The following is an 11,506-nucleotide window of genomic DNA, read 5'->3' as shown; positions in this document are numbered from 1 at the left end:
CATGACTCGTCCGATCCGCCCGGCCCGAGGGCCCGAGGGCGAGCCCCGGGCCAGGTTTTCACATCACGGACTTACACGATCTTTCAGACACGCTCCCGTCAGGCCCGCAGACGTTGCGTTCGTCCGGGATCGGAGGAACGTGTGAGGCTTTCCCGGATTACGCTGTCGCTGGCGCGCAGAGCCGACGTCAGTTCTCCTCGCAGTTCGTCCGGGAGGACCGCTGTGCCGAGGGCGCAGGCGCGCACCAGCGCGCGACAGTCCTGCACTTGCCGGTCCGTGGCGATCTCGGTGAACAGAGGGTGAGCCAAGTTCTCGCGGGCCGCGTAGCCGTCCTCGGCGTCCGTCGTCGTGCGGTGGAGGTCCTCGACGATGCGGTGCGCGGCGAGCGCCTCGGCGGAACCGATCGCGTCGAGGATGGTAAGTCCGAGGCGGGTGTCGAAGACGGTCATCCCGGGTTCGGCCTTCCTCCCGGAGTAGGTCGTGAGCAGGTCGGCCAGGTGGCTGTCGATCGGCTGCCCGGCGTCGCGGCGGCACAGGACGGTCAGGCATGCCGTGACGGCTTGCTCCCACGGGTCGCCGGGCATCGTGTCGGCGAGGAGACCAGCCGCCCCTGCCGTGTCGTTCGCAGCGAGGGCGGTGAGTACGGCGACCTGCCGACCGTCGAGCATCCGCTGTCCGATGCCATGGTGGGCTTCGATGTGCGCCAGGGCCTCGGCCCATCGCCCCTCGGTGGTGAGGGTGCGGGTGCCGTCGGCGAGGAGGACGCGCCACAGCCACGCGCGAACTTCCTGGCGGTCTTCGCCGGTCGCAGTGAGGTCCGCAGGGACGTAGACGCCCTCGAACCGGGCAGCTGTGCCCGCCTCGACGGCCTCATACAGGTCGAGGAGTCGCTGGCGCCCCTCATCGGCGTGGCCAGCGCGGATCTGGAGGCGGGCGAGGTTGACGACCGGTTCCAGTCCTCGGATCGCGCTCATGCCGGGCAGGGGGCAGGCGTGGAGGTAGGCGGCGGCGTGCCGGTGGCACATCTCGCGAGCGAGGTCGGGGAGGTCGAGGTCGGAGGCGATGAGCGCGGCCTGGTTGTAGACGGCCGATGCGAGCCCCTGGTCGGCCTTCTTCGCTGCGGTGTCGGCCAGGTCGACGAGTGCGCGTACGCGTTCAGGCAGCGGCAGGCAGGCGGGGCGGAATCGGGCGACGAGAGGGAAGCGCTGGGCTATGGGGCCGTGCGGGTCCATGGATCCCCCGGGGTCGAGAGTGAGGACTGCGGAGGCGCCAGCGCCCACCAGCCGTGTGCTGACGGGCGCCGTCCGCTACACGTGGGGCGTCATCGCCAGTCGACGACGATGCGGTTCAGCGGGGTGTCGAGGGCGAAGAGACCGGGGCGCTGCTCGATCTCGGGGGCGTCGAGGGGCTGGATCTCGAACGTGGCCTCACGGTCGCGGTAGTCGCGGTCCCAGGTGCGGATGGCGTCGGCGACCCTCGCGGCCAGCTCGTCGCTGCCCGGGCCGTGGCCGACGACACCGAACTCCCAGAGCTTGCCACCCTCGGGGGTCTTCTCCTTCGAAAGGCGCCGGGCAAGATAGGTGACGGCACCTTTGTCGACGACCGCGGTCGACGAGGGGTAGGGGTCCTCGGTGAGCAGAGCGCCCTTGGCGCTCTGGGGGAACAGCATCCGGATCAGACCGGAGGGCAGGGAGCAGGTGACGAACAGTTCCATCCACTCCGGTGACTCCATGGCGCGGACCGTCATACCGGTCCACTCCTCGGTGTGCGGCTGGTCAAGTACACCTGCGAGGGCGTCGGCGTCGATGTTGAGGCCGGCGGGGGCCTGGAGTCGTACGGCGCCGTCCGTGCTGAGAGGGATCACTCGGCGGTCGTCGTCGGCGATGCCCCGCCGAAGCGGCATGAAGGTGTTCATCTCGCTGCCGAGGGACACCCACCGGCCGTCGCGCTGCTCGTAGGCGATGGAGCGGGAGACGGTGCCCTTGAGGCGCTGGGGGACGAGGAGCCGGCCGCCGGGGGCGAGCTGCTGCAGCCAGGCGTGCGGTACGCCGTGCGCGCCGACGGTGGCGATGATCCGGTCGTACGGCGCTGCTTGGGCGTAGCCGAGTGCCCCGTCGCGGGTCACGGCCTCGACGTTGGTGATTCCGGCGGCGGCGAGGTGCGTGCGGGCGCCTTCCACGAGGTCGTCGTCGACGTCGAGGGTGGTCACGTGTCCGTTCTCGCCGACCAGGTGGGCGAGGAGACCGGCGTTGTAGCCGGTGCCGGCGCCGAGTTCGAGGATGCGCTCGCCGGGTTGGGCTTCGAGTTGGCCCAGCATGAGGGCGACGACGCCTGGCTGGGAAGCGCAGGAGATGGACGTGCCGTCGGTGTCGTACTTGATGTGCACGGGTGCGTTGGCGTAGGCGTCTTCGAGTGACGCCTCCGGCACGAACACGTGGCGGGGCACGGTCCGCAACGCTGTCTCGACGGCGGGCGTGCGGGCGTGTCCGTCCGCGCGGAGCTGGTCGACCAGGGTGTTGCGGAGACGCTCGGCGTCCGCCGTGGGGGTGGTGATCGTGTCGGTGTTCACCGCGCTGACGCTATCGATGCTGACCGTTGCCTCGGTGGGCGACTCGGTGTGGTCACTCGTTCCCATGACTACCTCTCGTGCGATGTGGGACAGGGCGCTCTGGTCGCCCCGGAGGAGACCGGCGCGGTTGGCATGGAAGATCACGTGGTGGGCGATGACGGCGCGCAGGCCGCGGGTGAGGGCGCCGCGGCCTGCGAGGTCGGCGAGCGTGGCTCCGGCCCGTTCGAAGGCGGTCACCCACTCGTCATACCTGTGCAGTGGACCGTTCCGGCGGCAGAGGCTGCGGGCATCCGCGGTCATCAACTTCTGCATCGGCGAGATGAGTTCGGCGGCTCGTTCGGGGTGTGGTGGATTGGCGACCGGTCGAAGAGCTGCGACCTTCGCCCATACGTCGCCCTGTTCGAACCAGTCGAGTCCAGCGCCGCGCATCAGGGCGCTCGCCAGCAGGACGGCGGTCTCCCGGCGTCCCAAGTGCATTTGGTTCGGCTGGTACGTGAGCAGGTGGCGGGAGTCGCTGTGGAACAGTTCGTGGGCCGCCTCCATGGCCTCGGGCCCACCGAATGCGTCGATCTCGGGCTCGTAAACGCAGGGCAGGCACAACGTGGCCACGCCGTCGTCGATGAGATCGCTCAGGAGCGACTCGACAGCCGGGGAGGGCTTGTCGGCAAGGTAACGCAGCGGCCAGGGCAGCTTGTTCATGAACCACCAGCCCGTGAGCTGCCCGTCGGCCTCGGCCTCGATCAGGGCGGGACCGAGGCGTTCGGCGATGGTGCGCCATGCCATCTCGCGGTCGACGAAGGTGATGTTGTGCTGCTGCCAACGGTCGGGAGGCATGAGGGTCCTTCGGTCGGTGGATCAAGCGATGAGGAGGCATGCGTCCCAGGCGGACCGGGGTGGTGCGGCGGTGCTGGGCGCAAGGAGGGCCAGGGCTATGCCGGCGGCGCCGTCGAGGAGGCCGGGGCCGCCTTCCTGGTCATGGATGAGCGCTGTGGCCGTGAGCTCGGGGTCGGTGTCCGGTGGGGTGACTGCAGCCAGGAGGGCCGGGATCGCTGCGCGGAGTTTCCCCGCGGTCGAGGGGTGGGCGTCGTCTGCCATACGTGCGGCGGCGTGGGCGAGGCCGGCGAACCCGTGGCAGAGGCCGTTGTCCGTCGTGGCCTTCAGCTGCTCGCGGTCGGTGAGGGCGGCCACGAGCGCGGTCTCCGCGTCGAACTGGCGGCTGGTATCGCAGAGAGCGAGCGCGGCAAGTTGCTGGGCGCGGGCGAGGCCGGCGGTGCCGTAGCACCAGGACGGCCGCCGGGGCGCGGACGGGGCGAGATGCCCCGTCCGCAGCTCGTCCTGAGTGACCCAGTACGGCCAGACCGGTCCGCCGTCAGCTCTCTGCTTCCAGCGGTCCAGCCAAGTCAGGATGGTGTGCAGTGCCGCGTGGTGCCCGTCAGTCACGGAGCCGTTCCGAGCGGCGAGGGCCAAGAACGCGAGCACACCGCCAATGCCGTGCGCCATGCCGGTGTTGGCGTGTCCGCCGGGGAATCGGTCGTCCGGGCTGCCAGAGGGCCCGGTCTCCGTCCACCAGCCCGGCAGGGTCTCGCCATGGTGGGTGATCGGTTCGGTGAGGCGCACGCAGTAGTCGAGAACGGCGCGCATCGTGGAGCTGCCGGGGTTTCGGCGCAGTAGGTAGGCGCCGTATCCGGTGAGGCCCCGGATGGCGTCGAACTCGGCGAGCTGCGGCAGGCGTCCGGCGTCGATGCGGCGGTGCGCGGCATCGAGACGGCGCCCGACGTTGACGGCGATCTGTCCGTCCATCGCATTGAGGGCGCGCCGGTAGGAACCGGGAAGGTGGTCGGCGGCACAGGTCAGGGCCTGGGCGAAGGCGGGCGCCCCGTAGAACGGGTGGCTGTCCGGGCCGCTGGTGAGCGGCTGCCGACAGGCGGCGGCGAGCCAGGCGTGGGCGCGGTGCCACGGGCCGAGGCCGCTCGCGGCCCGCTCGATGTGAAGGAGCGCGATCCCGGGCGGACCGTAAGCAAGGTGCTGCCGGTCCGAGGACAGCGTCCTGGAGCCGAGGGGCACGGTGTCGGGATCGGCGAGCCGGTCGGCGATGGCGTCGACCAGGCCGAGCGCGCGGCGGGCGGTCACAAAGCCCTCCCCTTGGTGCGGGCGGTCCAGGCCAGGGCGGCGGCACGCGCCAGGTAGAGGCACACCTCCTCCTCCGGAAAGTTCACGGCGACGTGGCGCACGAAATGGACGTGCAGCAGGGAGGTCAGGACGTCGTCGACGGCGATGCCCTGGGTGTCCGGGCCGGGCAGGTGCCGCCGGTACGCGGCGAGCGTCGTATCCCGGTCAGCCCATGCCGACACGATGGCGTCCCCGCCCGGGACAGAGCGCAGCGCCACCCAGTCGTCGCTCGGGTCGGCGAGCCGTGCGGCGTCGGTGAATTGTGGGCGTGGAACGGGAGCGGGGGCTGTCGGAGGGATGTGGTCGATCAGCCACCGCATCCCGGCTGCGGTGCTGCCGAGGAACGCGGAGGTAATGGCGACCGTGTGGGCCGCTACCAGCGTGCGCTGTCCGGGACGTTGTGGCTGCGTGAGTTGGGCCAGGATGGTGCGCGAGTCGGCCCGGAAGACCTCCTCGGCCGCCTCCCATGCGGTGCCGGAGCCCCAGCGGCCCATCTCCCGGTAGGAGGTGGGATAGCGCAGGTCGGCCAGCAGGCCGATGCTTCGTAGCTCGTCGGCCCAAGCGCTCACCGTTCGAGCCGTGTCTGCGAAGGCTCCCGAGTCGGGGAGGGCGATGCGCACGCGGACGTGTTGGTCCGGGTCGCGGAAGCGGATGAACCACCACGGCGGGTTGCCGAGCTGTTCGAGGAGGCCGGGCAAGTGACGGGAGAGCAGGACGTCTTGGCGGCGCGGGTCGCCGTACAGGGCAGCCAGAAGAACCGAGGAAGAGGCAGGCGTCTGCATCTGGGCCGCAGACAGGGCACGGGCCCTGCTGGGGGCTGGCAGCGGCGGCCACGCCGACGGACCCGTTACTTTGAGGGGCGCCACGACCTCGTGGGCCCGCCCACCGCACCAGCCGTACGCATCTGGTTGGGGAGCCTCGACGAGTACGGCCAGGCGCGTACGGTCGAGGTGTCTACGCAGGAGCGCACGGTGGCCGGCCTCGTCGAGGTCGAGGCAGAGGCCCCGGTCGTCCTCTACGAGATGGACGCGGCGCGGCGCCCTCCGCCGGGCACGCCAGTCGCTGAGCGCGGCGTCCCACTCAGCCCGAGGGCGGGCATGGCCGGGCAGTTCGGACGCTTCCAGCCGCCAGCGTGCCGGGGCCAGCACGGTCCGGCCGTACCGCAGACGTGGAAGAAACGGCATCGCCGCGGCGGCGCCCCAGTCGAAGACGGTGACCTGCGCGCACTGGGGGCGGGACAGTTCGGTGAGGAACCGCACCAGTGGCGGGGTGTGGGTGTGGAGGTTCAGCGCGTGCATCCCGACGGCCTCCACGCGGTGGCCTCGCTCGGGGGCGGCGAGGTACATGCGGCGGCCGTCGCACCCCACAGCCAGGTCCTCCGGGGTGAGGACGGTGTCCTGCGGGGCGCGGTGCTCCTGAAGGCTGATCACAGTGGGCAAGACCTGTGGGGAGCGGGTTACGTGGGCGCTCTCGGGGAGCAGGGGCGGGAAAGAGAGCTGCGCGGGCATGGTGTTGCCGTCCGCGGCCGGGAGGTCGGCAAGCTCGGCGGCCAGGGCCTCGCGATCGGTGAGGCCCAGCACGCTGAGGAATCGGCCCGTGGAGACGCCGACACCACGGGACACGCTCACGGCCTCCAGCCGGAACCGCCCGCGCTGCAACTCCTCCAGGCTGGCCGCGTGCACCCGCACCCCGATCTCCAAGTGCGGCGGCAGCCGAGGCTTGGCGGGACCCGCGTCCAGGGCCTCGATCTGTTCGTCCGTGAGGATCACTTCGTCACGGCCGTCGAGCGCGGCGGTCTGAGCCAGTCGTACGAGGGCGTCATCCCGAGCGGAGACGCGGGGCCTGCGTGCGCCGGCTGGAGCGCCTGGGTAGCCGTTGGGATAGCCGGTGCCGCTGTCCGCGACGACCTCCGCGAGCGGCACCATCGTGCCGATGCCGTACCGCTCGTAGAAGCGCTGGTGGTACTCGTTCCAGGTGGCGGTCCCGTACGGGCGGATGCTCAAGCGGGTAAGGACGAGAGCGGCGCGCTCGATCTCTCGGGCGACCGCTTCCGGCAGAACGATCTGCACGTCCATGCGGAGGTCGAGCGCGACGGGGTGGCGGCGCAGGCCGGGGACGAGGTCTCGCATCCGCGCCGCGACGCTGTCCCGGCCGCCGTGCGTGGCGCACTCCTCCAGGCCCGCCCGGATGGCGTGGAGTTCGCGTACGGTCTCGGCGACCGGGGCGAGGCTGATGGCGTCGATCGCGTCGAGTTGGCCCACCAGATATCCGAGGGCATCGGTCTCGGTGCTCGGAGCGTGCAAGCTCGTGATCAGTACCCGCCGCCGGATCAGCTCCGCCAGCAGTTGACGCGCCTTCTCGGGACCGGCCTCGGGGAACTCCGCCCGGAGTTTGTCCACGAGGGTGCCGAACCGGATCGGCAGTCGGGTCGCGGCCAGGACCGCGCGCACCGGTCCGGTCAGGGTCAGAGACGCCTCGACCGCGCGAGTCCGGTCGTCCTGGACGTCGGGCTGGAACGGCACGATGAGCCGGTCTCCCCGGTACGTCACGGTGTTGTTGATGACGACGGGCAGCCGTTCGAGGAGGTCCGGGCATGACTCCAGCCGTGCGACCAGGGCCGCCAACCACTCCGCCCCTGCCCGGCCGACGGCCACGTGCTCCTCGCCCCAGTCGGCCCGCGCCTGCGGACCGAACGCCGCGGTGGCCACGCCGGCGAACAGGCCGAAGGGTGTCGCCCGGTGCTGGGCCCGCAGCAGGTAGCGGGCCACGGACAGCGCCGCGCGCTGCACATCCCGGAGGGCTGGATGCTCGGCCGTGCACAGGGCCCCTACCTGCGCGGCCAGGACCGGGCTGGAGTACCGGAGGGCCTCGGCGACATCCCTGTCCGCCCAGGCCGCGCGTAGCCACGACACACGGGCAGACGAAGCACTGGGCGAGCGGTCATCGAGGTCAGGGCATGGAGGAATCGGCACCGAGGGCCGGGCCACGGCGCGCACGAGAACTGTGGAACCGGTGCGGAACGCTGCAGGCGGAGCAACCACCAAGTACCTCCGTAGGTGAGGGGGCGGGCGGCTGGTGCCGCCGCGCGGAGACGCGGCGGCACCAGCCCTGGGTGATCTGGAGTCCGGGTCAGGCGACGTTCGTGGTGCAGGCGCCGCAGGTGGACCCGCAGTTGTCGTCGGTCAGGTTGACCAGGCCAGCCGGGTCGGCGATCTCGACGAGAGAGACATCCAGGTCGAAGCCGTCCGACGCCCCAGAGATCTGCGGGCGTACTTCGGTGCGGCTGGGAACTACGGTGCTGCGCGTCATGCTTCAACTCCTCGTAATCGTTGCGGTGTTACTGGGCTGGAGCGCCCACCAGGTGCCGCCACGGGAGCGCTGCCAGACGGCTGCTCCCCCGACGGCTCCTGGCCGCCCGGCGCGAGGGCGTGCTCCGCGTAGAAGTCCTCGCGGGCTGCCCCCCTCACGCCGGGAAGTCATGTGCCGGGAAACTGATCAAGCGGATGCCGGTCGCCGCTCCATGAAGTAGGCGAGCGCCTGGGCTTTGAGGCGATCGAGGCACGGCTCGCACGCGTAGAAAGGGGCGTGCTGCCCGTCCCACTGCACCGGGCCGAGCCAGATCACCAGGACTCCCGTACGCCCGCAGCCGAGCCAGCAATCACCTGTGATCCACGGCCACTCCATGGGAGGACGTCCCCTTTCTCAGCTGGTCGGGATGGTCGATCTGGTGGCCTGGCAGTGGGGAACGCAGGCCCAGAGCTGGAACGGAAGGCCCCGGTGGCGTAGATCGCCCAGCCGTCGACCGCTCGCTCCCAGCGGCCGGGCGCAGAGGGCGCAGTCAATGGCCATCTGCTGGCGGGGCCGGAGTCGGGCGAGGTCCGGAAGGGGCGAGGGTGCCGTGGCCGGGATGCTCACTTGCGCTCTCGGTACGGAGTTCCGCCCAGACCTCTTTGCCCCAAGGGCGTCTGCCCGAGCCGTGCAGGTCGTAGCCCCACCGGTCGGCGACTGCATCGACGAGGAGCAGCCCGCGCCCCGACTCGTCGTCGTCAGCCGCCTGGCTGAGTATGGGCAGACGCGATGGTTCCCGGTCCACGACCCCGACACGCAGTCGCGTCGAGCTCGGCCGCCCGACCGTGAGGCGGATCTCGGGACACGGAGTGTGCCTGGAGGCGTTCGCGATCAGCTCAGTGACGATCAGCACGGCACGGTCGGCGAGGCCGTCGAGGTGCCACACACCGAGGACGTCTCGGACGAGTTCACGGCCGAGCTCGGCCATGGACGGCTCGCACGGGAAGGTCTGGCTGTACGTGGGGTGGCCGACGGAGATGGCCTCAACTGGTGTTCTCAGACTCGTCATTGGGGTGGAGCCTTCGTGTCGTCTCGGCGCCCGGCCCACCCCCGCGGGGGAACCTCGGAGGCGGGCCGGGCCGTCAACAGCCGCCCGCACGGTGGGGCACGGCAGGCGACCAGCACCCAGACAACTCCCTTTCCCAGCAGGTTGGTTAGGACGTTCAGGCACTCAGCCGACGGACCCACCTAGGGCGTTTTGGCCTCTCCTTTACCTGGCGAGTGGGGATCGCGCGGACTACCGTGCCCGCATGGACACCACCCGCAACACCGTTCTTGAGGCGTGGATGACCGAACACGGCTACAGCTCCAACAGCCTCGCCGAGGCCGTGAACAGGGCCATTGAACGGTTGACCGGGCGCCCTGGAGGACTCGACGGCTCATCGGTCCGGGCATGGAAAGCGGGCCGGGTCACATGGCCAAAGTCAGCCGCCCGCAAGGCACTTGCGGACGTCACCGGACTACCCGCCGTCGCTTTAGGGTTCGTGCCACGGAGCCGGCCTTCGTCCACCCCGGCCCCACCGCAGCAGGAGGACCCCGACATGAAGCGCCGCACCCTCGTCGGCAGCATCGCAGCGGCGGCCGCAGCAGCAGCCGCACCCGGCACCGCATCGCCGCGCCGTATCGGCATGAGCGACGTCAACCGCCTCAACAAGCGCTTCGCCGAGATCATCGCCAGCGACCACCGCCACGGCGGACAACTCGACATCGAGCAGCGGGCCGCCGCCCTCGCCGACGAGGCACTCAACCTCCAGAACGCCGGCAGCGCCACCCAGCGCGTACGCAGCAACCTCTACGCCTCCGCAGCCGCCTTCCGCTCCTCCGCGATGTGGGCCGCCATCGACGGCCGACGCTACGACGTCGCCAAGGCGCACATGCGCGAGGCCCAAGCCCTCGCCGAGATGTCCGGCGACCAGGCGATCAAGTTCCGCATCTGGAGCCACGCGGGCACCATGTACCGCCACATGGGCCGCCCCGCCGACGCGCTTGCCGCCAACGACGTCGCCCGCAACCTGCACCTCACCCGCCGAGACCCCCTGTTCGCCTCCCTCGGCCTGGCCCGCCAGGGCGCCATCCACGGCACAGCGCAGGACCGCACCGGCACCCGCCGGGCCTTCGAGCAGGCCCAGGACGCCATGCTGCGCGCCGACCCCGCCGACTACCGGCCGGTGTGGATGCTCGCCTTCTACGACCAGGCCGAACTGGACTCCCTGGCCCTCTCCGCACACTTGGCGCTCGGCGACTACTCGACCGCCGAGTACCACGCCCACCGCTGCCTGTCCGCCCTCCGGCCCCACATGATCCGGTCCCGCGCCATCACCACCACCCGGCTCGCACACGCCCAGCTCGCCCAAGGCGCCCCCGACGCCGCCACTGCCACCGCGATGAAGGTGCCCGCCGAAGCCGCCACCCAGCACGCCCGGGTCACGCGCATGCTGCAGGAGTTCGGGGCCGCACTGCGCGCCACCGCGCCCGGCAGCTCCACCGTGCAGACCTGGACCGAGCACACCGCCACCTGGAGGATGGCCGCATGACCACGGCGCCCGCCATCGAACTGCGCACCTTCACCACCCTCGACACCGCCCGCGGCGACCTCCTCGACGTGTACGCCGACGTGCGCGCCCCGCTGCTGCACCTGCCGAACTACGCGGTCACAGCGTTCGGCGAGCGCCTGGACCGGCACAGCACCGAGCCGGGTTTCACGGCCGTCCTCGCGTACGCCGACGGACATCCGGTCGGCTACGCCTACGGCAACACCATCGAGCACGGCGACCGCTACTGGCAGCGCACCAGCCCAACGCCGGCGGAGAAGTACACCAAGCGCCCGGCGGTGGCCCTGAAGGAGATCGGCGTCCGATCGACCTGGCGTAAGACCGGCACCGCCCGCCGCATCCATGATGCGCTCCTCGCCACCCGCGAAGAGCCATACGTCACGCTCATGGTCAACCCGGCCGCAGGGGACGGAAAGGTCCATGCGCTCTACAAGTCGTGGGGATACGAGGACATCGGGCACAGCCAGCCGTCACCGGCGTCGCCGGTGCTCACCGTAATGATCCGCGCCAGTCATTAACCCGCGCTCACGTCTCTACTCGACGCGGAGCGGCTCGCCTTTGGCTGATCCTGTGACGTGTTGAACAGTGCCAGATAGAAGCCGACATCAACTTGGGATAAGCGTCGGCACCCCAGGAGCGTCCCGGGACGCCGCATTCTCCTCGGATACATCGAGGGCGATGCGCAGCCTCGTCATTGTCGATGTCGCGTAGACGTCGTTCGCAAGATCGAAAGGTAGGCCCGAGCGGGCGACGAGTTCATCGGACGAAACGCCCGTCTCCTCGCAGAGGCGGACCGCCTTTTCAAGCAGGAGGGGTGCTTCGCGAGGACCGAGATCGCACGGTTCCGGATCCCCGTGCTGCACGGGCG

General features: G+C 70.6%; 8 protein-coding genes and 1 pseudogene. 2 read left to right on the top strand and 7 right to left on the bottom strand.

Annotation, left to right across the window (positions count from 1 at the left end; translation table 11 throughout):
- Positions 1 to 98 precede the first annotated feature (98 nt).
- The 7 genes and pseudogenes from ACFY1L_RS54870 to ACFY1L_RS54840 all read right to left on the bottom strand — a co-directional run.
- Positions 99 to 1,232 carry a hypothetical protein gene (locus ACFY1L_RS54870; RefSeq protein ID WP_388843097.1) on the bottom strand — a complete coding sequence of 378 codons (1,134 nt, stop codon included), beginning with the start codon at positions 1,230 to 1,232 and terminating at the stop codon, positions 99 to 101.
- An 89-nt stretch (positions 1,233 to 1,321) separates the two neighbouring features.
- Positions 1,322 to 3,403 (bottom strand): methyltransferase, FxLD system, encoded by a 2,082-nt coding sequence (gene fxlM, locus ACFY1L_RS54865; RefSeq protein WP_388843096.1) that lies wholly within the window; start codon positions 3,401 to 3,403, stop codon positions 1,322 to 1,324.
- A gap of 21 nt (positions 3,404 to 3,424) precedes the next feature.
- The gene (locus tag ACFY1L_RS54860; protein ID WP_388843095.1) at positions 3,425 to 4,699 is read right to left on the bottom strand and encodes a lanthionine synthetase C family protein; all 1,275 of its coding nucleotides are present in this window, start codon (positions 4,697 to 4,699) and stop codon (positions 3,425 to 3,427) included.
- Complete coding sequence (locus ACFY1L_RS54855; RefSeq protein WP_388843094.1) at positions 4,696 to 7,650, bottom strand: lantibiotic dehydratase; 2,955 nt, start codon at positions 7,648 to 7,650, stop codon at positions 4,696 to 4,698. The genes ACFY1L_RS54860 and ACFY1L_RS54855 overlap by 4 nt, the downstream gene beginning before the upstream one ends.
- A gap of 217 nt (positions 7,651 to 7,867) precedes the next feature.
- Positions 7,868 to 8,047 (bottom strand): FxLD family lanthipeptide, encoded by a 180-nt coding sequence (locus ACFY1L_RS54850; RefSeq protein WP_388843093.1) that lies wholly within the window; start codon positions 8,045 to 8,047, stop codon positions 7,868 to 7,870.
- A 186-nt stretch (positions 8,048 to 8,233) separates the two neighbouring features.
- The gene (locus tag ACFY1L_RS54845; protein ID WP_019759144.1) at positions 8,234 to 8,422 is read right to left on the bottom strand and encodes a hypothetical protein; all 189 of its coding nucleotides are present in this window, start codon (positions 8,420 to 8,422) and stop codon (positions 8,234 to 8,236) included.
- Positions 8,423 to 8,660: 238 nt separating this feature from the next.
- Positions 8,661 to 9,095: pseudogene (locus tag ACFY1L_RS54840) on the bottom strand (ATP-binding protein); the annotation flags it as partial.
- A gap of 241 nt (positions 9,096 to 9,336) precedes the next feature.
- Between ACFY1L_RS54840 and ACFY1L_RS54835 the strand changes: the two are divergent.
- Both ACFY1L_RS54835 and ACFY1L_RS54830 read left to right on the top strand, forming a co-directional pair.
- On the top strand, positions 9,337 to 10,620 hold the full coding sequence (locus ACFY1L_RS54835) for an XRE family transcriptional regulator (protein WP_388843092.1): 1,284 nt from the start codon (positions 9,337 to 9,339) through the stop codon (positions 10,618 to 10,620).
- The gene (locus tag ACFY1L_RS54830) at positions 10,617 to 11,156 is read left to right on the top strand and encodes a GNAT family N-acetyltransferase (RefSeq protein ID WP_388843091.1); all 540 of its coding nucleotides are present in this window, start codon (positions 10,617 to 10,619) and stop codon (positions 11,154 to 11,156) included. Before ACFY1L_RS54835 ends, ACFY1L_RS54830 begins: the two co-directional genes overlap by 4 nt.
- The last annotated feature ends 350 nt before the right edge of the window (positions 11,157 to 11,506 follow it).

Origin of the sequence: Streptomyces sp. NPDC001663 (assembly GCF_042893105.1) — a bacterium.
In the GTDB taxonomy this organism is placed as follows: domain Bacteria; phylum Actinomycetota; class Actinomycetes; order Streptomycetales; family Streptomycetaceae; genus Streptomyces.
The sequence above is the reverse complement of the archived record's forward strand: the minus strand, read 5'-3'. Positions and strand labels throughout refer to the sequence as shown.